Source organism: Streptomyces sp. NPDC034670, assembly GCF_055574875.1.
Map to the genome: position 1 here is coordinate 1 of NZ_JBVITR010000077.1, position 22,766 is coordinate 22,766.

A 22,766-nucleotide genomic window follows, 5' to 3' on the forward strand; every position below is an offset into this window, starting at 1 on the left:
CATCCTGAAGCGGCTGCGGGCGGGCATGCTCACCACCGACTGAGACGGGAGCGGACGAGGAGCGCACCCGCGCGGGGCGCGGCGCACGGCGGCGCGCAGGGCGCGGGGAACGGACACTACTGTAGGGACGGCCGATGTTCTGATCACGCGGCGCGCGTCGGTGTGCCGTGCATCACGGGGAGTTGCTTGACTGTTGGGAGGCATACACGACGCCGGGCCGGGCGGGGCGTCCACCGGGCCCGCACCGGCCGTGGCCGGCCCGGAAGGCCGCGCGGTACGTTTCGAACGGGGCGCCTTCCGCATCGCCGACGCGCGCCGCTTCGCGGCCGAGTACCTGGCCGTGCTGCGTGAAGGCCGGGCGGGAACGCTGTCCGACGGCACGGTGCACGCCGTGCAGTTGGTGGTGAGCGAGTTGATCACCAACGCGGTCAAGTACGGTGCGGACCCCGTGGAGCTGTCGTTGGCCCTGGAGGCGGACACGGTGGCCGTCACCGTCCGGGACGGTGGCACGGCCCTGCCGTCACCGAAGCCCGCGGACCCCGGCCGGGTCGGACAGCACGGTCTGGAGATCGTCCTCGCCCTGTGCCGGGACGTCGACGTCCGGCGCGAACCGGCCGGGAAGCGCATCACCGCGCGCATCGCCCTGAGCGGCTGACTCCGGCTCGCCGGAGGGGCGCCGCCCGGCCCCTGCGGCCCGGGGGAGACGTAAGGAGTCCGGGAGCGGCGGTCGGAGTCCCGTCCGCGCCGGTGTCATCCGTCCCGCAGGGAGGAGAGGGCCGCTTCGGCGCTGGGGTGGAAGGTGAAGACCTGGTCGAGGCCGACCACTTGGAAGACGCGCATCTGGTCGGGGCGGACACCCGCCAGGCTGAGGGACGAGCCGGCGGCCTGCGACCTGTGGTAGGCGGTGATGAGCACCGTGATGCCCGTGGAGTCGCAGTAGGTCAGCCCGGACAGGTCGAGGACCACGTCGTGGTCGTCGAACGGGGCTTCGTCGACGGCCCGGGCCAGGGAATGGGCGGTGTGGTGGTCGAGTTCACCCGCCACCTCCAGGACGTAGGGGCCCGAGGGGGTCTGGCGGGGTGTGACGGTCAAGAGGCGGTCGGGGTCGGTCACCGGTTCTCCTGGGTGCGGTTCTTGGAGCGTGCGGGTACGGACAGGGCGAGGAGCGCGGTGTCGTCGCTGACACCCTCGCCGAGGTCGCTCAGGAGGGCCTCGACGGTCTGGAGCAGACCGGCCGCCGGATCGTCCGTGACGGGGGCGGTGGCCGAGGCCAGGTAGCGGGTGAGGCCGGTCTCGTCGAGCATCGAGCCGTCGGCCGTACGTGCTTCGGTGAGGCCGTCGGTGTACAGCAGCAGGCCGTCGCCCGGCGACAGGCGGGTGGTGGTCTGGACGAACTGGGGGTCGGGCAGCATACCGACGAGCTGGCCGCCCGCGGTGGTGATCGGCTGCACGGTCCCGTCCGCGCGCAGGGCGAGGGCGGAGGGATGACCGCCGCCGGCCAGCGTGACGTCGAAGCAGCCGTCGGGCAGGGGCTGCAGGACGCCGAAGACCGCGGTGCAGTAGCGGGGGGCGCTGCCCTGGTACTCGCCCTTGAGGACGGCGTCGAGGTTGGTCAGGGCGGCACAGGGGTCGGGGTCGTAGATGGCGGCGGCGCGCAGGGTGTACCGGGTCAGCGAGGTCAGTGCCGCGGCGTCCGCTCCCTTGCCGCACACGTCGCCCAGGAAGAACGCCCACCTGCCGTCGTCCAGGGGGAACAGGTCGTAGAAGTCACCGCCCACCTCGTGCGGTGAGGCCGTGTGGTAGGCGGCTGCCGCGTGCAGGCCGGGGACGGTGGGCAGCGCCGGGGGCAGCAGGGTGCGCTGCAGGGTCCGGGTGAGGCGTTCGGCCTCGGCGCGCCGGTCGCGTTCGGCGGTGACCGTGCGTATGGCCGACAGGCGCAGCTCCAGTTCGTCCATGACCAGTGCCGCCAGGTCCTGGAGGGCTTCGAGCTGGGTTTCGGTGGGGGTGCGCGGCCGGGTGTCCAGGACGTTGACCGTCCCCAGGCGCTGGCCGTCGGACGTGGTGATGGGCGCGGCGGCGTAGAAGCGGACACCGGGGTCCCCCTCGAAGAGGGGATCGGCGAGGGCGCGGGCGTCGGTCACCACACAGGGCGCGTCGTGCAGGAGGGCGGAGGCGCACAGGTCCGGACGGCGTTCGATCTGGCTGACGCCGGTCAGCCCGTGGGTGGCCTTGAACCACACCCGGTCGCTGTCCACGATCGCCACGGTGGCCATGGGCACGTCGAAGATGCGGGCGGCCAGGACCGCGATCCTGTCGAACGTCTTGTCGGAAGGGGTGTCCAGGACCTGGTAGCGGCGGACGGCGGCCAGCCGTCTCTCCTCGTCGGCCGACCGCGCCGGGGAAGCCTGCACAGGACTTGCCGTCATCTTCTCTTCCCCGCTCCTCGGTCCCGTGTCCGCTCTTGCCCACCCGCGCAGTGGTGCCCGGTCGGCTGGCTTATCCTACGAAGTCGCGGCAGTCGGAGAGGTGACCCCCCGGGGGGCGCCGGCGAAGACGGTGACGCGCGGCAGTCCGGGTACCTTCTTTCACGGCCGCTCCGGACGGCGGCGACCCCTGGACAGGGGCGGGGCGGAGTCGAGCCGGCCCCGGGCGTGGTCGGCTCGACGATCTGGTGGGCACGGACGAAAGGGTGGCCAGTGGAGCGGTCGCAAGACGCTGCGCGCGAGCTCGTGGCAACGGCCGGGGCGGACGTGTTCGCCGCCGACGAGGAGATCGGCCGGGACCTTGCCGCGGTGGACTGGGCGGCGACTCCGCTGGGCCCGCCGGACCAGTGGCCGCAGAGCCTGCAGACCGCGGTGAGCATCCTGCTGTCGTCCCGGTTCTCGATGTGGATGGCGTGGGGACCGGAGCTGACCTTCTTCTGCAACGCCGCCTACCGGCGCGACACGCTGGGCAGCAAGTACCCGTGGGCGCTGGGGCGGCCGGCGAGCGAGGTGTGGAAGGAGATCTGGGGGGACATCGGCCCGCGGATCGACACCGTGCTGACCACGGGAGAGGCGACCTGGGACGAGGGGCTGCTCCTGTTCCTGGAACGGTCCGGTTACACGGAGGAGAGCTACCACACCTTCAGCTACAGCCCGCTGCGCGACGACTCCGGCGCGGTGGTCGGCATGCTCTGCGTGGTCATCGAGGAGACCGAGCGCGTCATCGGCGAACGCCGGATGACGACCCTGCGCGACCTCGGCTCCGACCCCAGCGTGGTCCGCACCGAGCAGGAGGTGCTGGCGTTCGCCGCCCAGCAGTTGAGCCGCAACCAGCGGGACCTGCCCTTCACGCTGACCTACCTGCTCGACCCCGACGGCTCCGCGCACCTGGCGGGCACCACCGGACTGCCCGAGGGGCACCCGGCCGCCCCCGCCGCCGTGCCGGCCGGCGGCTCCGGCGTGTGGCCCGTGGAGGCGCTGGCACAGGGGCAGCCCGTACTGATGCCGCTCGACGGCGCCCCGTTCACCGGCCTGCCGGCCGGGGAGTGGCCGGAGCCGCCCGTGCAGGCGCTGGTGCTGCCGCTCCTGCAGCAGGGCGGCACGCCCTACGGGTTCCTGGTGGCCGGACTGAACCGCTACCGGGCCCTGGACGACGCCTACCAGGGCTTCCTCGAACTGACCGCGGGTCACCTCGCGGCGGGGATCGCCAGCGCCCGCAGCCACGAGGCGCAGCAGCGGCGGGCCGAGGAACTGGCCGAGCTGGACCGGGCCAAGACCACCTTCTTCTCCAACATCAGCCACGAGTTCCGCACCCCCCTCACCCTGATCATGGGGCCCGTGGAGGAACTGCGCACCCGGCTGGCGGGGGCCGACGCCCGCGTGCGGGAGGAACTGGAGATCATCCACCGCAACGGGCTGCGCCTGGGCAAGCTGGTCAACTCCCTGCTGGACTTCTCCCGCATCGAGGCCGGCCGGATGCAGGCGCGCTACGAGCCGGTCGACCTGCCCCAGGTCACCGCCGACCTGGCCAGTGTCTTCCGGTCCGCCGTCGACAAGGCCGGCCTGGACTTCCGCATCGACTGCCCCCCGCTCCCGGAGCGGGTGTACGTCGACCGCGGGATGTGGGAGAAGGTGATCCTGAACCTGCTCAGCAACGCGCTGAAGTTCACCTTCGACGGCTCGATCGGCGTCACCGTCCGGGCCCGGGACGGGCACGCCGTGGTCACCGTCACCGACACCGGCGTCGGTGTCTCCCCGGAGGAGATGCCGCGGCTGTTCGAACGGTTCCACCGCATCGAGAACGCCCGCTCCCGCTCCAACGAGGGCAGCGGCATCGGACTGGCCCTGGTCAAGGAGCTGATCGGCCTGCACGGCGGCACGATCACCGCCGACAGCACCGAGGGCGAGGGCACCCGCTTCACCATCCGTCTGCCGTTCGGCGCGGCCCACCTGCCCCCCGACGCCCTCGCGCCCGCCGAGGACGACCACGGGGTGTCCACCGCGGACCGCTACGTGCAGGAGGCACTGCGCTGGCTGCCGGAGGAGGCCGTCGCCGAGACGCGTTCCCCGGCGACGGCCGCCGAGGCGTCGGACCATGCCTCCGGGCACGCCGTCCCCGCGCGCCTGCTGGTCGCCGACGACAACGCCGACATGCGCGAGTACCTCGCCCGCCTCCTGGACGGCGCCGGGTACCAGGTGGACACCGTCAAGGACGGCCGGGAGGCGCTGCAGGCCGTCCGCGCCGACGCGCCCGACCTGGTGATCAGCGACGTCATGATGCCCGGCCTCGACGGCCTCGGACTCGTGGCGGCGCTGCGCGGCGATCCGCGGACCGCCTCGGTGCCGGTGGTGCTGCTGTCCGCCCGGGCCGGACAGGAGGCGTCCATCGAGGGCCTCCAGGCCGGCGCCGACGACTACCTCGTCAAGCCGTTCGCCGCGGCCGAACTGCTCGCCCGGGTGCGGGCCAACGTCGAACTGGCCCGGCTGCGCAACCACCAGGCGCGCTGGCGCGCCGCGCTGGTCGACTCGCTGCAGGAGGCGTTCTTCGTCTGCGACGAGGCCGGTGCCGTCGTCGAGATCAACACGGCCTTCACCGACATCCTCGGCTACACCCCCGAGGGCCTGCCCTACCAGCCGATCCATCCCTGGTGGCCGGACGCCGAGACCGATCCCGACGCGCACCGCCAGGTCGAGGACGCCTTCGCCCAGGTGCTGAACGATCCCAAGGGTTCCTACACCATCCCCGTCACCCACCGCGACGGGCACCGGCTGTGGGTGACGGCCACCTTCAACCAGGCGCAGGACCCGGACACCGGACGCAAGGTGACCGTCGGCACCTTCCGCGACGTCACCGCCGAGCACTACGCCGTCCAGCGCAAGAGCGCGCAGGCGGCCCTGAGCATGCGGCTGACCCAGGCCACCAGCCTGCCGGAGGCCCTCGCCGGGGCCCTGGCGGAGCTGAGGAACCTCTGGCGCGCCGACCGCGTGCTCGCCGCCGTCTCCACCCCCGACGGGCCGCCGTCCGTGACGGCCACCGACGCCGGGCTGCGCTGGGAGGACCTGCCCGCCGAACGCCGCGACAAGCTCACCGCCTGGTTCGACCGGTCCCTCCTCACCCCCCACGACGACACCGCCGGGGCCGGCATCACGGTCAACCACCCCGAGGGCCCCATGGTGGTGTGGATCGACCTCGGGGAACAGCGCCCGTTCACCGGTGAGGACCAGCTGCTGCTGTCCCTGCTGGCCGGCCAGCTCGCCCAGGGGCTGGCCCGCGCCCACCAGATCGACCAGCAGCGCGAGACGGCCCTCGCCCTGCAGCGCGCCATCCTCGGACCGGCCGAGCTCCCCGAGGGCTTCGCCGTCCGCTACGAACCCGCCACCCAGCCCCTGGAGGTCGGCGGCGACTGGTACGACACCATCCCCCTGCCCGACGGCCGCATCGGCATCGTCGTGGGGGACTGCGTCGGACGGGGCCTGGAGGCCGCCACCGTCATGGGGCAGCTGCGCAGCGCCTGCCGCGCCCTGCTGCTCCAGGACTCCAGTCCCGCCCAGACTCTGATGGCCCTGGACCACTTCGCCGCCGGCATTCCCGGCGCGCGGTGCACCACGGTCTTCTGCGGTGTCCTCGACCCCGACACCGGCCTGCTCACCTACTCCAGCGCGGGACACCCGCCGGGCATCCTCGCCCACTCCGACGGCACCACCCGGCTCCTCGACGAGGGCCGGTCCGTACCGCTGGCCGTGCGTCCCGGCCGGGACCGCCCCGAGGGCAGCTGCACCGTGCCGGCCCGCGCCACGCTCCTGCTGTACACCGACGGCCTCGTGGAACGCAGGCGACGCCCGCTGACGGCGGGCATAGACCAGGCCGGCGAAGCCGTGCAGGCCGGCCGCGACACCGCTGTCGACGACCTCGCCACCCAGGTCATGACCCGGCTCGCCCCCGTCGACGGCTACGACGACGACGTGGCGCTGCTGCTCTACCGGCACCCGGCGCCGCTGGAGATGGCCTTCCCCGCCGAGTCCTCCCAGCTCGCCCCGGTCCGCAAGGCCCTGCGCAGTTGGCTCGACCAGTGCGAACTGCCCCCGCACACCGTCCAGAACGTCCTGGTGGCGGCAGGCGAGGCCTGTGCCAACGCCATCGAACACGGGCATCGGGACACCCCCGGCGACCCGGTCCGGCTCCGTGCCGAGGCCCGGGTCGACGATCTGCACCTGACCATCGCCGACTCCGGACGGTGGAAGACGCCCCAGCCCGAGCTCAACACCCACCGGGGCCGTGGCGTTGCGCTGATGCGCGCTCTGATGCAGCAGGTCACCATCACTTCCGGCGCGGCCGGCACCACCGTCGACATGCACACGAGGATTGCCTGATGACCACCCTTCTCACCCTTACTCCCGGTCGACGGCCCGACGGCACGGCCCAGTTGACGGTGGCCGGCGAGATCGACATGAGCAACACCGACGCCCTGGCCGCGGCCCTCGAGACCACCGAGGGGCCGCTCGTCCTCGACCTGACCGCCGTCGAGTACCTCGACAGCGCCGGTCTGAGCGTTCTCTTCCGCCACACCGAGCGCATCGAGATCATCGCCACGCCGCTCCTGGCGCCGGTGCTCGAGATCTCCGGACTCGCCGAGCTGACCACGGTCCACGGCCTCGACACCCCCTGACGGCGCCCTCGGCCGCCTCCGCGGACGCCCGGGGCCGGGACGGGCGGCGGACCCGGCGGCCGGCGGCGGACCGGCATCCCGCGCCGGCCTCCGCGGCGGGAGGGCCGGCCACCGGCGCCCGGGAGGACGCGGGGCCCGTCAGGCGGAGGCTTCGGTGAGCCCGGTGAGCTCGTCGTCCGTCAGCCGCAGCTCCACCCCCTTCAGCAGGGCCGGGAGCTGTTCGGTCGTCCTGGCGGAGGCGATCGGCGCGGCGACCGTGGGCTGGGCCGCGAGCCAGGCGAGGGCCACGGAGGCGACCTCGGCGCCGTGGGCCCGGGCGACCTCGTCGAGGGCGGCGAGGACCCTGCGCCCCCGCTCGGTCCGCAGGTGCCGGGCGGCGCCCTGCGCCCGCACGCTCTCCACCGTGGTGCCCGGCCGGTACTTGCCGGTGAGGAAACCGGAGGCCAGCGCGTAGTACGGGACGGCGGCGAGGCCGGACCGCTCGGCGACGCGCCGCAGCTCACCCTCGTAGGTGGCGCGCGAGACCAGGTTGTAGTGGGGCTGGAGCGCCACGTAGCGGGCCAGCCCTTCGCGTTCGGAGAAGTCCAGGGAGGCGCGCAGGCGCTCGGCGGAGATGTTGGAGGCGGCGATGTGGCGGACCTTGCCCGCCCTCACCAGCTCGTCCAGCGTGCCGATGATCTCCTCGACCGGCACCTCCGGCTTGTCGTAGTGGGTGTAGTACAGGTCGATGTGGTCGGTGCCCAGGCGCCGCAGGGAGGCGTCGGCGGCGGCCTTGATGGTGGCGGCCGTCAGGCCCTGGAACCCGGGGTGCTGGCTGACCTTGGTGGCGATGACCACCTCGGAGCGGTTGCCGCGTTCCCTGAGCCACTTGCCGATGATCGTCTCGGACTCGCCGCCCCGGTTGCCCTCGGCCCACGCCGAGTAGGAGTCGGCGGTGTCGACGAAGTTGCCGCCGGCGGCCGTGTACGCGTCCAGGACGGCGAAGGAGTGCGCCTCGTCGGCGGTCCAGCCGAAGACGTTGCCGCCGAGAGCGAGCGGGAAGACCTCGAGGCCGGACGTGCCCAGTGTGCGTGCGGAAGTCATGCCGGGCGTCAACAACCACGCCGGAGCGTTTCATTCCGCGGGCGGCCGCGAGGGGCGCGCACCCGGTTGCCGCGAGCCGGTCGGCACGGGACACGGGGTCGCGGGAACGGGATGGGCGAGCCCTGCGGGCGCGAAAGGTGTGTACTGCCCGGAGGGCTTCCGCACACCGGCGAATCGAGGGGTGTCCCATGCGCGATCTCGCGGACTCGATCGAATCGATGGAACAACTCGCCTCCGTCTGGCGGGTCATGGTGCTCGACCGGGATCCGGACGCGGATGTCCGCGATCTTCCGGGCATCGCCGTCCGCTGGGCCGACTGCCGGTTCGCCTTCTGGAACTGCGTCGCGCTGACCGACGTCGGCGCGGACGCCGGACTCGTGGAGCAGCGGCTGCACGAGGCGGCGGGGATCATGCGGTCGAAGGAGCGTCCGGGGTTCCTGTGGGTCTTCGAGGACCTCCTCAGCCACGGGGCGCGAGCGGACCTCGAGGCGGCGGCCGGGCGGGCCGGTCTCGTGCACGCCTTCCCCGGCACGGGCATGGCGGGGGACCTGCTGCCCGTCCCCGAACCGGCCCACCCCGACCTGACGTTCGTGCGCGTCACCACCGACGAACACCTGCGGGCCTTCGCGGACCTCAACTCGCGCGCCTACGGGTTCCCGTCGGAGGACGGCCGCGACGGTCTCGCCCGCTCCGCGCTGTGGAAGGAGCAGGTGTACGCCTACCTGGGGGTACGGGACGGCACCCCCGTGACCTGCGCCGCCACGGTGGAGGCGCGGGGCCGCCTGTTCGTCCTGCTCGTCGCCACCGACCCGCGGTGGCAGCGCCGGGGTTACGCGGAGGTGGTGACGCGAAAGGCACTGCACGAGGGCGCCCGGGGCACCGGAGCGACCCGGGCCACCCTGCACGCGACCGCCGCCGGGGCGCCCGTGTACCCGCGGATCGGCTTCGAGCCGAACTCCCCGATGCGCTTCTACGCGCTGAAGGACTGACGTGGCGGGCGGCGGGCCCGGCAACGCGCGAGCCCCGTCCCGGACGTCCGGGACGGGGCTCACATCCGAGCGCCGGGCAGGCCTCGCACCTGCATCTCCCCGCAGGAAGCGGGGCGTCTTTCCTTGGACCACCGACGCGTGACCGGCAACCGGGTGTTCCGGTGACCAGTTCAAGATCAAGCATAGCGCACTCCGACGATCCGTTGGTCACATCGCCCTCGGCCTTCAACCGCTGTCCGCCCCAGCGGACTTCGCGCGGCCGGCGGCACCCCGCATGCGGTGCGGGGGAGGGGTGCGGCCGGCCCCGGCTCGAAGCGGTGGGGCGGTGCCGTTCCCGGCGGGTCCTCCCGCCGGGAACGGCCGCCGGATCCGGCCCTCCCTCAGGGGCAGGCTCCGTCCGCCAGGGTGAAGTGGCCGGCGGGCGACTCCTTCAGGGTGCGGGTGACGAAGACGGTGTACAGACCCATGTCCTGCCCGGAGCCCACGGCGTAGGCGCGGCCGCCGCCGGTCGTGGCGCGTCCCGCCCGGACGTGGGCGTAGTTGGTGGCGGTCCAGCAGACGGCCGTGGCGCCGGTGGTCCGTACGGTGACCGCGTCGGAGAACCGTCCCGTCCTGCCGTCGGCGTCGCGGGCGGCCACCGCGTAGGTGTGGGAGGAGCCCGCGGACAGCCCGGTGTCGGTGTACGACGGCGAGTCGGACGTCGCGACCGGGACGCCGTCCCGGTGGACGGCGTAGCCGGCGGCGGCCCCGTCGACCGGGTCCCACCTCAGGCTGACGGAGGTGTCGGTGGCACCGGTGGCGGCCAGGCCGGTCGGGGCGGGCAGCGGACCGGGCTGGGAGCCGGACCCCTCCAGGCCGAAGAACCGCGTGATCCAGTAACTGGAGCAGATCGAGTCCGGGAAGTACGCGGCTCCGGCGCTGCCGCACTGCTGGGCGCCGCCGCCCGGGTCGACCGGAGTGCCGTGCCCGATGCCCGGGACGCGGTTCACCTCGACGGCCACCGAGCCGTCCCCGGCCAGGTACTCCTCGTGCCGGGTGGCGTTCGGGCCGATGACCGAGGTACGGCTCGGCGTCCGGGACAGGCCGTGCAACGCGGTCCACTGGTCGCGGAGTTCGTCGGCGTTGCGCGGGACGACGGTGGTGTCCCGGTCGCCGTGCCAGACGGCCACGCGCGGCCACGGGCCGGACCACGAGGGGTGGGCGGCGCGGACCCGCTCGGCCCACTGGGCCGGGGTGAGGTCGGTTCCGGGACTCATGCACGCGTACGCGTCGAGGACGTCGTCGGCGCAGCCGTAGGGCAGCCCCGCGACGACCGCGCCGGCCCGGAAGACGTCCGGGTAGGCGGCGAGCAGCACCGACGTCATGGCGCCCCCGGCGGACAGGCCGGTGACGTAGGTCCGCCGGGGGTCCGCGCCGAGGGCGGAGACGGCGTGCGCGGCCATCTGGCGGAGGGAGGCGGCCTCGCCCCGGTCCCTGCGGTTGTCGCCGGGCTGGAACCAGTTGAAGCACTTGTTGGGGTTGTTCGAGGACGTGGTCTGCGCGAACACCACCAGGAACCCGTGCCGGTCGGCGAGTTCGGGCAGGCCGGAGTGGTCGGCGTAGCCCTGGGCGTTCTGCGTGCAACCGTGCAGCGCGAACACCACCGCCGGGTCCGGGGGCAGGGACGCGGGCCGGTGGACGTACATGTCCAGCCGGCCCGGATTGGCGCCGAAGTCGCCGATCCGGGTCAGGTCGGCCGTCGCGTGCGCGGCCGGCGCCGGACCGGTCAGGACCGCCCCGAGCACCAGGGCCACGACGGCCGCCAGGCGGGACGACAGGGCGAGCCACGGGCGTCCCGCCGGGCGGGGCGACGGGCCGGCGGGCGGGGGTGCGGACGGGACGCGGGACGGCGGGGCGGCTCCCCGTGGCGGCGGTGACTGCATGGCGGCTCCCTCGGGTGTCGTGGGGGGACCGGGCCGCTTCGCCGGTACGGGGCACCGGGGGCGGTCCGGTGCCCGGCACCGTAGGGGCGGTCCGGCGTGCGACGGTATGGCGCGAGGCACCACAGCCCGCCCGGCGTGACGTGCCCGCGGACGGGTTGTGCGGCCCGGCGTCCTCTGCTATCCGGACGCCGGCCGGCGTCTCCGGCCGCGGGACCCGGGAAGCACCCGGCGCCCCGCGCGTCCCCCGGTTAGGATCCGGGCCATGCCACCGCCCCTGAAGGACGTGGACCGGTTCGAGGCCGCCAGGCCCCGCCTGGAGGCCATCGCCTACCGCCTCCTCGGCTCCGCCGGCGATGCCGAGGACGCCGTGCAGGAGACCTTCCTGCGCTGGCAGGCCGCCGACGCCGAGCGCATCGAGGTCCTCGAGGCCTGGCTGACGAAGGTGCTCACCCACCTGTGCCTCAACCAGCTCGCCTCGGCCCGCGCGCGGCGCGAGACCTACGTGGGCCAGTGGCTTCCCGAGCCGCTGCTCGACGGGGACCCGATGCTCGGCCCGGCCGAAACCGCCGAGCAGCGCGAGTCGCTCTCGTACGCGGTCCTCACCCTCATGGAGCGGCTGTCCCCCAACGAGCGGGCGGTGTACGTGCTGCGGGAGGCCTTCGACCACTCGCACCGGGAGATCGCCGGGATCCTCGACCTCACCGAGGCCGCCAGCCAGCAGATCCTCCACCGCGCCAAGAAGCACCTCGCCCGCGGCCGGGTCCGCACCGAGGTCGACGAGGCCGCCGCCCGGCGGGTCGTCGAGGAGTTCCTCACGGCCGCCGCCGGCGGCAGGACCGAGCCGCTCGTGCGGCTGCTGACCGCCGACGCCGTCGCGGTCGGCGACGGCGGCGGCAAGGTCCCGGCCCGCGCCAAGCCGTTCGAGGGCGCCCTCGCGGTCGCGAAGTTCATGCGGGGTCTGTTCCGGCCCGCACGGTCCAAGCGCGCCCTGGTCGGCGGCTCGCCCGAGGTCCACCTGAGCAGCGCCAACGGCGGCCCCGCCGTCGTGGCGGTCGTCGACGGCCGGGTCGTCGGCGTCATGTGCCCGGACGTCACGCGCGAGGGCATCGCCGCGTTCCGCAACCAGGTCAACCCCGACAAGCTGCGCCGCGCGACCCGGACGTGGGCGGCCGCCGACCACGGGGAACCCCTGTTCCACGCGTTCTGACCCCGAGAGGGGCGGCTCCGCCTCCGCCGCGGGCCGCCCCCTTGAGGCCGGTGTGACCTGCATCACATCGCGTTCCTGTCAGGAAACGGCGCGCCGTCCGGTTCAAGGGGTGAACCGCACCCCGCGAAGGGCTGGCCCGCGCAGACAGGAGCAAGACCATGCAGCACCGCATCATCGTCCTCGGCGCCGGATACACCGGAGCCGTCGTGGCCGGGCGCCTCGCCAGGCGGCTGCACCCTGACGACGTCGCCCTCACCCTCGTCAACGCCGAGCCCGACTTCGTCGAGCGCGTCCGGATGCACCAGCTCGCGACCGGCCAGGACCTCAGGCCCCGGCCCCTCGGCGAGATGTTCGCGGGCACCGGCGTCGAACTGAGGCTCGCGGAGGTCACCGGCGTCGATGCCGACCGCAGGGTCGTCACCGTCGTCGACGCGGACGGCGGCACCGGGGAACTGGAGTACGACACCCTCGTGTACGCCCTCGGCAGCGGCTGGGACGAGCGGGGCGTCCCCGGAGCCGCCGAGCACGCCCACGAGGTGGCGAGCCGGCCCGGGGCGCTCCGACTGCGCGAGCGCCTGGCCGGCCTGGGGGCAGGACGGCCCGTCCTCGTCGTCGGCGGCGGCCTGACCGGCCTGGAGGCCGCGGCCGAGATCGCCGAGGCCCGCCCGGACCTCGCGGTCTCCCTCGCCGTCCGCGGCGGCCTCGGCGACTGGCTCTCGGACAGGGGCCGCCGGCACCTGCGGAAGGTGCTCGGCGGGCTCCGCGTCACCGTGCACGAGCACACCTCCGTCACCGGCGTCGAGGCCGACCGCGTCACCACCGCCGACGGCGAGACCCTCCCGGCCGCGGTCACCGTGTGGGCCGCGGGCTTCGCGGCGCACCCCCTCGCGCGGGCCACCACCCTGGAGACCACCGGCGCGGGCCGGATCGTGGTCGACACGACCATGCGCTCGGTCTCGCACCCCGACGTGTACGCCGTCGGCGACGCGGCCCTGGCGACGGGCCCCAGCGACAAGCCGCTGCGGATGTCGTGCGCCTCGGGCGTCCCCGCCGCCTGGCAGGCCGCCGACGCCATCGCGGCACGGCTGACCGGCGGCAGGCTCCCGGACGTACCGATCCGCTACGTCAACCAGTGCGTCTCGCTGGGCCGCGGGGAGGGCCTGATCCAGTACGTCACCGCCGACGACCGGGCCGTCGGCGCGGCCCTGACCGGCCGGCTCGCCGCCCTCTACAAGGAACTGGTCTGCAAGGGCGCGGCCTGGGGCGTGGCCCACCCGACCCTCGGCCTGCCGGTCCGCCGCCGCCGCGTCCTGCGGGAGGCGGCCCGGACGGCCCCGGCCGTCGGGACGGCGGCCTGACGCACGCCGGGCGGACGCCCCCGCCGGGGACGGCCGGGCCACCGGTATCCTCGTCACCGGCGGCGGCCCGGGTGCGGTTGCCGCACGGCGGTGGGGCCCGCCGTACCCGAACCGCGGCACGGACGCCGCCGACGGTCCCTGCTTGCGATCGTGCGCACCCGTGTGCGGGTGCCCGGCGAGTAGGAGACGTGCGTGACGGCCCCCGGTGACCAGGCCACGGACCGGACCGGTCCGGACGGCGCGCTGACGGCGCCCGCCCGGCGTCGCGGGACATGGCGCGAGCAGGCCCCGGTCGTCGCCGTCGTCGCGGCCGGCGGTGCGATCGGCGCGGCCGCCCGCTACGGAGTCCTGCTGCTGTGGCCCGCCGCCCCGGGTGCCTTTCCGTGGGCCACGCTGGCCGTGAACACCGCCGGGTGCGCGGTGATCGGCTCCTTCATGGTGATCCTCGGCGAGGTGCGGGACCCCCACCGGCTGGTGCGGCCGTTCTTCGGCACCGGGGTGCTGGGCGGCTTCACCACCTTCTCCGCCTACGCCGTCGACATCCAGCACCTCGTCCACACCGGCCGTGTCCGCACCGCCCTCGTCCACCTGGCGCTCACGGCGACGGCCGCCCTCGTCGCGGTGTGGGTCGCTGCCGCCGCCACCCGCCGCGTGATCTCCCGGAGGCGGCGATGACCCGACCGCGCGGCACCGCCCCGCGCGTGCCGCTCCTCCCCGGGGGGAACGGCGCCTTCCACCACCGGCCGCCCCGCGGCGGGACCGCCCACCGCGCCTGCGGGGCGGAACCCGCCGGGGCGATCGTCGCCGACGGCGAGGAACGCGTCCGGGCCCTCCCGCACCGGCTCGGCGAACCGGCCACCGGGAGCCCGGCCGTCCCGGACGGTCGCGGGACCGTCCTCCCGCGGCCCCGGCCCCGCCCGGCCGGGGGCGCCCCCGCCGTCGGACGGGGCGGAGGGGACGAGCGGTGAACTGGATGCTCGTCATCGTCGGCGCCATGGTCGGCGCGCCCCTGCGCCACCTCACCGACCGGGCCCTGCGGGCCCGCCACGACACCGTCTTCCCCTGGGGCACCTTCGCCGTCAACGTCACCGGCTGCCTGATCCTGGGGACGTTGTCCGGCGCGGTCGCCCACGGCGCGGCCCCCCACTCCGTGCACCTGCTCGTCGGCACCGGACTGTGCGGGGCCCTGACCACCTACTCGACGTTCTCCTACGAGACGATGCGGCTGGCCGAGTCCGGGGCGCGGCTCCTCGCCGCCGTCAACGTCGTCGCCGGTGTCGTCGCCGGCCTGGGCGCCGCGTTCACCGGAGCCGCCCTCGCCCGGGCCCTGTGGGGGTGAGCGGCGGGCCGCGCCGATCCGCCCGGCGGCCCCGGCCCCCGGTCCCGTGGCCGCGGGCCGTGCGGGACCGGGGGCCGGGGCACACGGTTGCCGCGGAAGCGGACCCCCGTCACCCTGGAAGAGGCGTTTCGCACGGGTTCGTGCCGCACTCCCGTCTTCCGCGCGTCCGCCGCCGCCGCGCGGCGTGACGTCCCCGTACCGGCCGGACAACGAACGCCTCCCCCGCGACCCCGCCCCGGCGTGAAAGGAACGCACCATGCCCTTCGCCACCGCACAGGACGGCACGCAGATCTTCTACAAGGACTGGGGATCGGGCCGGCCGGTCGTCTTCTCCCACGGCTGGCCGCTCACCGCCGACGCGTGGGACCCCCAGCTCAAGCTGATGGCGGACAACGGTTTCCGGGCCGTCGCCCACGACCGCCGCGGAGGCGGGCGCTCCGGCCAGCCCTGGGACGGGAACGACCTGGACACGTACGCCGACGACCTGGCGTCGGTCATCGAGGCCCTGGACCTCAGGGACATCGTCCTGGTGGGGCACTCCACCGGTGGCGGCGAGGTCACCCGCTACATCGGCCGGCACGGTTCCTCCCGTGTCGCCAAGGCCGTCCTGCTCGGCGCGATCCCCCCGCTCATGCTCAGGACCGAGGCGAACCCCGAGGGCCTTCCGATCGAGGTGTTCGACGGGATCCGGGAAGGGGTCCTGAAGGACCGCTCCCAGTTCTACCAGGACCTCAGCGCGAGCTTCTACGGAGCGAACCGCGAGGGATCCACCGTCTCGCAGGGCACCCGCGACGCGTTCTGGCTCTGGTCGATGACCGTCGGGATCAAGGGGGCCCACGACTGCGTCAAGGCGTTCTCCGAGACCGACCTCACCGAGGACCTCAAGAAGATCGACGTCCCCACGCTGATCGTCCACGGCGACGACGACCAGATCGTCCCCATCGTGGCGTCGGGCGAGAAGTCCTCGAAGCTGGTCGAGGACGCGACCTACAAGGTCTATCCGGGTGCCCCGCACGGGCTGTCCATGGTTCCCGCGTTCGCGGAGAGGTTCAACACCGACCTGCTCGACTTCGCACGCGCCTGAGGGAGCGCCGGGGGAGCGGCGTGCGCGCCCGCCGCGACGGCCATCTCCCGGTGTCCAGGGGCACCGGCGCGCGCCACCTGTCCGAGGGGGCGCCGAGGGGTCCGGCGGGACCGGCCCGCCCGCCGGCGGGGCCGCCCCGCGCCGAGCCGCGGAGGGCCGGGGCGGCGGGCCCGGCCCGGGCGGCGCGCCACGGGCCGGGCCCGCACCCGCCGCGCACGGTCCGCGGCGGGCGGCCGCGCACAAGCGGTGCGCCCTCGGTGGCGACGGGGCCCGGGAACAACCGCGGGAGGGGGCGTGTTGACGGGACCGTGGCCGTGGAGGGGACGGTGTCCCCGGGCCTCACCACCACCGCCCGCGGGGACGATCGTCCGGACGGAGCCGCAGAGCCCTCCGCCGCGCAGGCGACCGCCCTCCACGCTCACGCACCCCGCTGGAACACCGAAGGGGAACCGCCGGAATACGGCGTTCCCCGGCGCTGTTGCACACCATGCTGACATGTTCGAGTCAACAGGCTCGGGCGGTGGCGGAAGGAGCACCCCATGGCACGCGGTACCGCGCGGCCGGTCGTCAGGCTGAAGTCGACGGCCGGTACCGGAGTCACCTACGTGACCCGCAAGAACCGTCTGAACGACCCCGACCGGCTGGTCCTGCGGAAGTACGACCCGGTCGCCGGCGGGCACGTCCTCTTCCGCGAGGACCGGTGAGACCCGCCTCCGCCGCCCGGCGGCGGAGCACCCCCTTCCCTCCCGCGTGAGGAGACCGAGATGAAGGTGCGCAGGTCCCTGCGCTCGTTGAAGGCCGTGCCCGGCGCCCAGGTGGTGCGCCGGCGGGGCGTGACGTTCGTGATCAACAAGAGGAACCCGCGGTTCAAGGCCCGTCAGGGCTGACGGGCCGCCTCGCCCACCGGACGGCCCGGCACCGCGCTCGCGGTGCCGGGCCGTCCGTCGTGCCGGCGGGGCGGCGGGCCGGCCGCGGCGGCGTGGCGCGGTGTCCCGCGCACCGCCGTGCGGTCAGGATGGAGGGAGCGCCGCGTCCACGTCCCGGCTGCCGTCCGCGCGGAACACCGGTGAGCGGGCGGGGGCGACGGGCGCCGGGCGGCAGCCGGGCCGGCGGCCGCCCGGTACGGACGGACGTGCGGGAGGCGGAGATGACGGTGGACCGGGTCGGCATGGTCGTGCACGGCGGACGCCCCGAAGCCGCGGAGGCCGCTCGCACGGTCCGGGCGTGGTGTGCCGAGCACGCCGTCGCCTGCAGGGACATCGACGTGTGGAGCGACGGCGGACGGCACAGCGCCCGGCAGGAGATGACGGCGGCGGGTGGTCCCGACCTCATCGTCACCCTCGGCGGAGACGGCACCTTCCTGCGCGGGGCCCGGCTCGCCGCCTCCGTCGACGCACTGGTGCTCGGGGTCGACCTCGGCCGGGTGGGCTTCCTGACGGAGGTGCCCATGAGCGAGGTGCGTGCGGCGCTGGACGCCGTGCGCGAGGACCGGCTCGACGTGGAGCGGCGCATGCTGCTGACCATGCGCGCCTCGCGCCGCCTGGAGGTGCCCTCGGACATCGAGGCGCTCATGAGGTACGGCCGGGGCCCGCTCCTGCCCCCCACGAGCGTGCGCCCCGACTGCGAGACGGGCGGCGAGTGGGGCGTCCCGCTGGACGTGACCGCCCTCAACGACGTGGTGCTGGAGAAGCTCGCCAGGGACCGGCAGGTCTCGGTCGGGGTCTACGTCGCGGGGCGGCTGCTGGCCTCGTACTCCGCCGACGCGCTCCTGGTGGCCACGCCGACGGGCTCGACCGCCTACAGCTTCGCCGCGGGCGGCCCCGTGGTCTCGCCGCGTGCCGAGACGCTGGTGTTCACACCGGTCGCGCCGCACATGGCGTTCAACCGCTCGGTCGTGGCCGCCCCGGACGAGCCCGTCGGGCTGCGGGTGCTCGAACGCCCGGGCCGCGCCGCCGTCAGCATCGACGGCCAGGTCCGCGGCGTGATCGGCCCCGGGGACTGGATCGGCGTGTACGCGGCGCCGCGCAGGCTGCGGGTCGCCCGGCTCGGCCCGATGGACTTCTACGGCCGTCTCCGTGACCGCATGAACCTCACCGACGCGCCCGCCGCGGTGGCCGACGGGATGCCCGCGCCGCTCTGGCCGGAGAGCGGCCCGCCGCCGGGAGACCTGGCGCACCTCGCCCTGCCGGGCGGCCCGGCCGCAGCCGGGTGACACGGGGCCCGGCCGGCGCGCACCACGCTCCCGTCCCGCACCGTGCCGCCGGGGCCCCGTACCGTGCCGCCGAAGACGGCCCGCTCCCCGCCGGACGGACCGCCCCCGTGCCGCCGCAGCACCCGGGCCCGGCGCCGGCGTTCCGGCGGTGGCACCGCCGCGGCAGGCGGCCGGGCCGCCGTGCGGCTCCGGCCGGTGCCGGTGCCGGTGTCAGTGCGCGAGCGCCTTGACGACGGCCAGGTCCTCACCGGTCAGTTCCGCGATGCGGTGCGCCGGCACCCCGGCGGCCAGGGCTCGGGTGAGCAGCGCGTCCTTGCCGTCCGTGCAGGAACGGTAGGCCAGCAGTTCCTCCTCCAGCCGGGCGACGCCGTGCGGTGCGGCATGGTGGCGCACCCGGCTCAGCTCCTCCTCACCGAGGGGGACGGGCAGCCGCTCGGCGTCGTCGGGGACGGCCGCCGTCTCCTCCGGCGGCAGCAGCCGGAGGGCGGGGGACGTCGCGGTGACACCCTGCGCGTGCAGCCACGCCCGGACCGCGGGGGTCTCCATGCAGGCCAGTTCTCCGACGGCCGCGGGCGGCACGCCGAGCGTCACGTCCGTGCCGTTCAGCAGGACGAGATAGGCGTCATCGGTCATCCTCGGTTCCTCACGGGAGAAGGTCTTGTCCTGACGGCACCCCCTGTACCCGTCATCGGCCGTCTCACGACCTCCCCGTCACCCGCGCGCCTCACCGCCGCGGAGCCCGCCTCCCGCCCGTGCATCCCGCGGGACGAGCGTGGAAGAAGGGCCCCATCCCCCGAGGGGACCAGGGAGACGGACACGTTGATCGTCGGAAAGGCGTCACCGGACGGAGCGCCTTCGTCCGAGTCCGGCCCGGGAGGGAGGGGGACGCCCGACCGCACGAGGTGAGGCGTCCTCACCTTCCGGGGTAGCCGGAGAGGGCCGAGAGGAGGGCCGCGGTGAGGTCCCGGTGCGTCCGTTCCCCGAGGACGCGCTCCAGGACGGCGTCCGCGTGGGCGCAGGCGTTCCGTCCGGCTTCGAGCAGGTCCTCGCCGGCGGCGGTGAGGTGGAGTTCGGCGGTGAGGCCTCGCCCGGGGACCGTGCGGCGCTCGACGGCCCCGCGCTCCTCCAGCTGGCGGACGGTCGCCTGGGCGCTCTGCGCGGTGACACCGCTGCGCCTCCCCAACTCGCTGTAGGACATTCCGGGTTCGCGCTCGAGGTGATCGAGGGCGGACAGGTGGCGCAGCGTGTGGCCGGTGGGCCCGAGGGCCCGCTCGATGTCCTCGCGCACCCGTCGTCCGAGGACGGTGAGCAGGAGGGCCGCACTGGTGGCCCGGGGCTGGGCGGTCATGGCTCCTCACACCCTCACGCGCGGAACGTTTCAGTTTGACTGTAACGCGGGCGTGCGGCGGCCTCCAGTTCCGGCCGGGACGCCGCGCTCGGCTGTCCCCGGGCCCCGCGCCCCGGTGGGGCCGACGTCCGTGCGGGCGCGGAGGGACCCGCCTTCCGCCCCCTCCTCGACGTGCGCGCGGACGGTGGCGGGAGGGGTCGGGGGACCTTCCGTGCTCCGGACATCCTGCGCGCCGGCCGGTGACGAACCGTCACGCCCCCTGCGCGTCCGGGAAGGCCGCCCCGGAGCAGGAGGGCCCGTCGGCGCACGGGAGGCGACGGCCGGGACGGCCGCTCACCGCCCGGCCTGCCCCTCGACGAGGCGCCGCAGCGAGGGGAGCAGGGCGTCGAGGTCCTGTCCGGTCCGGAAGGCGACCACGGTGGTGCCCCCGTCGCCGGCCTCCGGGCGGGACCGGGGCCCCGGGAACAGGGAGAGCACCTCGCGCATCGCTTCGTCGACCTCCGCGACGGGGTCGGGGGACTCGCCGCGGAGCCATCGGCGCAGCACGTGGTTGTGGGCCGCGACCACGGCCGCGGCCATCAGCTCGGCCCTGAGCGAGGCCGACTCGGTGGAGTCTCCCATCCAGTCGGCGATGAACTCGCGGAACAGGCGCTGGTAGCGGGCCACGCTGGCGATCTCACGGTCGCGGAGCGCGGCGACCTTGCTGGTGAGCCGGTACCGCCGGCGGGCGAGGTCGCCCTCGGCGAGGTAGTGCAGCAGCACCAGGCGGACCGCGTCGGAGACGGCGGCCAGGGCGGTCTCGTGGCTGGAGGTGGCCAGGCGGTCCTGGATCTGCTCGAGCATCCGGTCGTGGTCGGGGAAGATGACGTCTTCCTTGGACCGGTAGTGCCGGAAGAAGGTGGTGCGGCCCACGCCGGCCCGTTCGGCGATGTCGTCGACCGTGGTCTGCTCGTATCCGCGCTCGTCGAACAGGGCGAAGGCGGCGTCCGCGAGCCGGGTTCGCGCGGCTGGCTTGCTCATGATCGTCCATCCTCCCCCGTGTCGGCCCCCGGGGGCCACTTGCCCACCCGAATGGTACTGAGTACCGTTCGTAAGAGATTGGGTACCAGAGGAGAGCGACGTGGATTCCTTCGCACGCAGCGAGTCCGGTCTGCCGGTCCGGCCGGTCTACGACGGCCGGGCCCTGACGGACTTCGACGCGGACGCCGCGCTGGGCACCCCGGGGCGGTTCCCGTTCACCCGCGGCGTGTACCCGTCGATGTACACCGGGCGCCCGTGGACGATGCGGCAGTACGCCGGGTTCGGCACCGCGAAGGAGTCCAACGAGCGCTACCACGAGCTGGTCGGCGCCGGCACCGGTGGCCTGAGCGTGGCCTTCGACCTGCCGACGCAGATGGGCTACGACTCCGACGAGCCCCTGGCCCGGGGCGAGGTCGGCAAGGTCGGCGTGGCGATCGACTCGATCGAGGACATGCGCACGCTGTTCCGGGGCCTGCCGCTCGACAAGGTGTCGACGTCCATGACGATCAACGCGCCGGCCTCGACGCTGCTCCTGCTGTACCAGCTGGTCGCGGCCGAGCAGGGCGTCGCGGGCGGCCTGCTGACCGGGACGATCCAGAACGACGTGCTCAAGGAGTACATCGCCCGCGGCACCTACATCTTCCCGCCGAAGCAGTCCCTGCGGCTGACCAGCGACATCTTCGCCTACTGCCACCGGGAACTGCCGCGCTGGAACACGATCTCCATCTCCGGCTACCACATGGCCGAGGCCGGAGCCACGCCCGCGCAGGAGATCGCGTTCACCCTCGCCAACGCCAAGGAGTACGTGCGCACCGCGATCGCCGCCGGCCTGGACGTCGACGACTTCGCTCCGCGCCTGTCGTTCTTCTTCGTCGCCCGCACCACGCTGCTGGAGGAGATCGCGAAGTTCCGCGCCGCCCGCCGCATCTGGGCGCGCGTCATGCGCGAGGAGTTCGGCGCCCGCAACCCGAAGTCGCAGATGCTGCGCTTCCACACCCAGACCGCCGGGGTGCAGCTGACCGCGCAGCAGCCGGAGGTCAACCTCGTCCGGGTCGCCCTGCAGGGCCTGGGCGCGGTCCTGGGCGGCACGCAGTCCCTGCACACCAACTCCTACGACGAGGCCATCGCCCTGCCCACCCAGAAGGCGGCGCGCCTGGCCCTGCGCACCCAGCAGGTCATCGCCCACGAGACCGACGTGACCAAGACCGTCGACCCCTTCGCCGGCTCCTACTTCATGGAGTCGATGACCGACGACCTGGAGGAGGCGGCCCTGGAGCTGATCCGGGCCGTCGAGGAGCGCGGCGGCGCCGTCGCGGCGATCGAGCAGGGCTTCCAGAAGTCCGAGATCGAACGCTCCGCCTACCGGATCGCGCAGGAGATCGACCACCGGGAACGCACCGTGGTCGGTGTCAACGCGTACGTCCTCGACGAGGAGGAGCCGTACGAGCCGCTGCGCGTCGACCCGCAGATCGAGACCGACCAGTGCGAACGCCTCGCCGCCCTGCGCGAGGAACGCGACGAGGACGCCGTCGGACGCGCCCTCGACGCCCTGCGCACGGCCGCCCGGGGCACCGACAACGTCCTGCCCCCGATGCGTGAGGCCCTGCGGCTGTGCGCCACCGTCGGCGAGGTCTGCCACGCCCTGCGCGACGTCTGGGGCGTGTACGTCCCCCAGGACGCCTTCTGACCGGGACGGCCGCCCCCGGGCCCGCCCCCTGCCCCTTCACCCCTCGACTCCGGAGGCCTTCCATGGTCCTGGCCCACGAACCGCCACGTCCGCGTCCGACACCGGCCGACCGCTTCGACGACGACGGGAGCGAGCAGTGACCACACAGCCCACGCCGGATGGGCAGCAGCCCGACCTCCACACCACCGCGGGCAAGCTCGCGGACCTGCAGCGCCGGATCGAGGAGGCGACGCACGCCGGTTCCGCGCGGGCGGTGGACAAGCAGCACGCCCGGGGCAAGCTGACGGCCCGGGAGCGGATCGCGCTGCTGCTGGACGCGGACTCCTTCGTGGAGCTGGACGAGTTCGCCCGGCACCGCTCCACCGCC

At 74.4% G+C, this 22,766-nt stretch carries 22 protein-coding genes; 15 read left to right on the forward strand and 7 right to left on the reverse strand.

Features of this window, described 5'->3' with window-relative positions; all coding sequences use genetic code 11:
• Positions 1-193: 193 nt before the first annotated feature.
• Positions 194-655 (forward strand): ATP-binding protein, encoded by a 462-nt coding sequence (locus ACZ56B_RS30765; protein ID WP_468797675.1) that lies wholly within the window; start codon positions 194-196, stop codon positions 653-655.
• Between the two features lie 95 nt (positions 656-750).
• Here ACZ56B_RS30765 and ACZ56B_RS30770 read toward each other — a convergent pair whose 3' ends face one another.
• Both ACZ56B_RS30770 and ACZ56B_RS30775 read right to left on the reverse strand, forming a co-directional pair.
• A complete protein-coding gene (locus ACZ56B_RS30770) occupies positions 751-1,113 on the reverse strand; it encodes an STAS domain-containing protein (RefSeq protein ID WP_468797678.1) in 363 nt (120 codons plus the stop codon).
• Entirely contained in the window at positions 1,110-2,426 is a 1,317-nt protein-coding gene (locus ACZ56B_RS30775; RefSeq protein WP_468797680.1) for a PP2C family protein-serine/threonine phosphatase, read from the reverse strand. Before ACZ56B_RS30775 ends, ACZ56B_RS30770 begins: the two co-directional genes overlap by 4 nt.
• 270 nt (positions 2,427-2,696) lie before the next feature.
• On the opposite strand from ACZ56B_RS30775, the gene ACZ56B_RS30780 reads away from it, so the two are divergent.
• The gene (locus ACZ56B_RS30780; protein ID WP_468797683.1) at positions 2,697-6,854 is read left to right on the forward strand and encodes a SpoIIE family protein phosphatase; all 4,158 of its coding nucleotides are present in this window, start codon (positions 2,697-2,699) and stop codon (positions 6,852-6,854) included.
• The gene (locus ACZ56B_RS30785) at positions 6,854-7,150 is read left to right on the forward strand and encodes an STAS domain-containing protein (protein WP_468797686.1); all 297 of its coding nucleotides are present in this window, start codon (positions 6,854-6,856) and stop codon (positions 7,148-7,150) included. The genes ACZ56B_RS30780 and ACZ56B_RS30785 overlap by 1 nt, the downstream gene beginning before the upstream one ends.
• 138 nt (positions 7,151-7,288) lie before the next feature.
• Here the strand turns inward: ACZ56B_RS30785 and ACZ56B_RS30790 are convergent, their stop codons facing one another.
• Positions 7,289-8,233: an aldo/keto reductase gene (locus ACZ56B_RS30790; RefSeq protein WP_468797689.1), complete on the reverse strand. Its 945-nt coding sequence runs from the start codon at positions 8,231-8,233 to the stop codon at positions 7,289-7,291.
• 188 nt (positions 8,234-8,421) lie between these two features.
• On the opposite strand from ACZ56B_RS30790, the gene ACZ56B_RS30795 reads away from it, so the two are divergent.
• Positions 8,422-9,222, forward strand: coding sequence for a GNAT family N-acetyltransferase (locus ACZ56B_RS30795; RefSeq protein WP_468797692.1), 801 nt, complete (start codon positions 8,422-8,424; stop codon positions 9,220-9,222).
• 380 nt (positions 9,223-9,602) lie between these two features.
• On the opposite strand, the gene ACZ56B_RS30800 is transcribed toward ACZ56B_RS30795, so the two are convergent.
• Positions 9,603-11,144, reverse strand: coding sequence for an extracellular catalytic domain type 1 short-chain-length polyhydroxyalkanoate depolymerase (locus ACZ56B_RS30800; protein WP_468797695.1), 1,542 nt, complete (start codon positions 11,142-11,144; stop codon positions 9,603-9,605).
• Positions 11,145-11,406: 262 nt separating this feature from the next.
• Between ACZ56B_RS30800 and sigJ the strand changes: the two genes are divergently transcribed.
• The 9 genes from sigJ (at position 11,407) to ACZ56B_RS30845 (ending at position 18,344) form a co-directional block, all read left to right on the forward strand.
• Entirely contained in the window at positions 11,407-12,351 is a 945-nt protein-coding gene (sigJ, locus tag ACZ56B_RS30805) for an RNA polymerase sigma factor SigJ (protein ID WP_468797698.1), read from the forward strand.
• Positions 12,352-12,509: 158 nt separating this feature from the next.
• Positions 12,510-13,709, forward strand: coding sequence for an NAD(P)/FAD-dependent oxidoreductase (locus ACZ56B_RS30810; RefSeq protein WP_468797701.1), 1,200 nt, complete (start codon positions 12,510-12,512; stop codon positions 13,707-13,709).
• A 192-nt stretch (positions 13,710-13,901) separates the two neighbouring features.
• The gene (locus ACZ56B_RS30815) at positions 13,902-14,384 is read left to right on the forward strand and encodes a FluC/FEX family fluoride channel (RefSeq protein WP_468797704.1); all 483 of its coding nucleotides are present in this window, start codon (positions 13,902-13,904) and stop codon (positions 14,382-14,384) included.
• A complete protein-coding gene (locus ACZ56B_RS30820; RefSeq protein WP_468797706.1) occupies positions 14,381-14,677 on the forward strand; it encodes a hypothetical protein in 297 nt (98 codons plus the stop codon). Before ACZ56B_RS30815 ends, ACZ56B_RS30820 begins: the two co-directional genes overlap by 4 nt.
• Positions 14,674-15,048, forward strand: a complete 375-nt coding sequence (gene crcB / locus ACZ56B_RS30825; RefSeq protein WP_468797709.1) for a fluoride efflux transporter CrcB — start codon at positions 14,674-14,676, stop codon at positions 15,046-15,048. Before ACZ56B_RS30820 ends, crcB begins: the two co-directional genes overlap by 4 nt.
• Before the next feature lie 256 nt (positions 15,049-15,304).
• On the forward strand, positions 15,305-16,132 hold the full coding sequence (locus tag ACZ56B_RS30830) for an alpha/beta fold hydrolase (RefSeq protein ID WP_468797712.1): 828 nt from the start codon (positions 15,305-15,307) through the stop codon (positions 16,130-16,132).
• A 539-nt stretch (positions 16,133-16,671) separates the two neighbouring features.
• Complete coding sequence (rpmG, locus tag ACZ56B_RS30835) at positions 16,672-16,836, forward strand: 50S ribosomal protein L33 (protein ID WP_468797715.1); 165 nt, start codon at positions 16,672-16,674, stop codon at positions 16,834-16,836.
• Between the two features lie 60 nt (positions 16,837-16,896).
• The gene (gene ykgO, locus ACZ56B_RS30840) at positions 16,897-17,019 is read left to right on the forward strand and encodes a type B 50S ribosomal protein L36 (RefSeq protein ID WP_468797718.1); all 123 of its coding nucleotides are present in this window, start codon (positions 16,897-16,899) and stop codon (positions 17,017-17,019) included.
• Positions 17,020-17,279: 260 nt separating this feature from the next.
• Positions 17,280-18,344, forward strand: a complete 1,065-nt coding sequence (locus ACZ56B_RS30845) for an NAD(+)/NADH kinase (protein ID WP_468797720.1) — start codon at positions 17,280-17,282, stop codon at positions 18,342-18,344.
• Between the two features lie 210 nt (positions 18,345-18,554).
• Here the strand turns inward: ACZ56B_RS30845 and ACZ56B_RS30850 are convergent, their stop codons facing one another.
• The 3 genes from ACZ56B_RS30850 to ACZ56B_RS30860 all read right to left on the reverse strand — a co-directional run bounded on the left by ACZ56B_RS30850 (position 18,555) and on the right by ACZ56B_RS30860 (position 20,712).
• Positions 18,555-18,977 (reverse strand): DUF6003 family protein, encoded by a 423-nt coding sequence (locus ACZ56B_RS30850; RefSeq protein WP_468797722.1) that lies wholly within the window; start codon positions 18,975-18,977, stop codon positions 18,555-18,557.
• 280 nt (positions 18,978-19,257) lie between these two features.
• Positions 19,258-19,692: a MarR family winged helix-turn-helix transcriptional regulator gene (locus tag ACZ56B_RS30855; protein ID WP_468797725.1), complete on the reverse strand. Its 435-nt coding sequence runs from the start codon at positions 19,690-19,692 to the stop codon at positions 19,258-19,260.
• Between the two features lie 333 nt (positions 19,693-20,025).
• Complete coding sequence (locus tag ACZ56B_RS30860; protein ID WP_468797728.1) at positions 20,026-20,712, reverse strand: TetR/AcrR family transcriptional regulator; 687 nt, start codon at positions 20,710-20,712, stop codon at positions 20,026-20,028.
• A 100-nt stretch (positions 20,713-20,812) separates the two neighbouring features.
• On the opposite strand from ACZ56B_RS30860, the gene ACZ56B_RS30865 reads away from it, so the two are divergent.
• Both ACZ56B_RS30865 and ACZ56B_RS30870 read left to right on the forward strand, forming a co-directional pair.
• Positions 20,813-22,399 (forward strand): acyl-CoA mutase large subunit family protein, encoded by a 1,587-nt coding sequence (locus ACZ56B_RS30865; RefSeq protein ID WP_468797731.1) that lies wholly within the window; start codon positions 20,813-20,815, stop codon positions 22,397-22,399.
• 136 nt (positions 22,400-22,535) lie between these two features.
• A partial coding sequence (locus ACZ56B_RS30870) for a carboxyl transferase domain-containing protein (protein ID WP_468797734.1) occupies positions 22,536-22,766 on the forward strand: 231 nt, incomplete at its 3' end.

Bases quoted from the DNA above. Each gene is read 5' to 3' on its own strand.
- ACZ56B_RS30775 (WP_468797680.1), bottom strand. From the start codon at position 2,426: ATGACGGCAAGTCCTGTGCAGGCTTCCCCGGCGCGGTCGGCCGACGAG.
- ACZ56B_RS30785 (WP_468797686.1), top strand. From the start codon at position 6,854: ATGACCACCCTTCTCACCCTTACTCCCGGTCGACGGCCCGACGGCACG.
- ACZ56B_RS30790 (WP_468797689.1), bottom strand. From the start codon at position 8,233: ATGACTTCCGCACGCACACTGGGCACGTCCGGCCTCGAGGTCTTCCCG.
- ACZ56B_RS30795 (WP_468797692.1), top strand. From the start codon at position 8,422: ATGCGCGATCTCGCGGACTCGATCGAATCGATGGAACAACTCGCCTCC.
- ACZ56B_RS30800 (WP_468797695.1), bottom strand. From the start codon at position 11,144: ATGCAGTCACCGCCGCCACGGGGAGCCGCCCCGCCGTCCCGCGTCCCG.
- sigJ (WP_468797698.1), top strand. From the start codon at position 11,407: ATGCCACCGCCCCTGAAGGACGTGGACCGGTTCGAGGCCGCCAGGCCC.
- ACZ56B_RS30810 (WP_468797701.1), top strand. From the start codon at position 12,510: ATGCAGCACCGCATCATCGTCCTCGGCGCCGGATACACCGGAGCCGTC.
- ACZ56B_RS30820 (WP_468797706.1), top strand. From the start codon at position 14,381: ATGACCCGACCGCGCGGCACCGCCCCGCGCGTGCCGCTCCTCCCCGGG.
- ACZ56B_RS30830 (WP_468797712.1), top strand. From the start codon at position 15,305: ATGCCCTTCGCCACCGCACAGGACGGCACGCAGATCTTCTACAAGGAC.
- rpmG (WP_468797715.1), top strand. From the start codon at position 16,672: ATGGCACGCGGTACCGCGCGGCCGGTCGTCAGGCTGAAGTCGACGGCC.
- ykgO (WP_468797718.1), top strand. From the start codon at position 16,897: ATGAAGGTGCGCAGGTCCCTGCGCTCGTTGAAGGCCGTGCCCGGCGCC.
- ACZ56B_RS30845 (WP_468797720.1), top strand. From the start codon at position 17,280: ATGACGGTGGACCGGGTCGGCATGGTCGTGCACGGCGGACGCCCCGAA.
- ACZ56B_RS30850 (WP_468797722.1), bottom strand. From the start codon at position 18,977: ATGACCGATGACGCCTATCTCGTCCTGCTGAACGGCACGGACGTGACG.
- ACZ56B_RS30855 (WP_468797725.1), bottom strand. From the start codon at position 19,692: ATGACCGCCCAGCCCCGGGCCACCAGTGCGGCCCTCCTGCTCACCGTC.
- ACZ56B_RS30860 (WP_468797728.1), bottom strand. From the start codon at position 20,712: ATGAGCAAGCCAGCCGCGCGAACCCGGCTCGCGGACGCCGCCTTCGCC.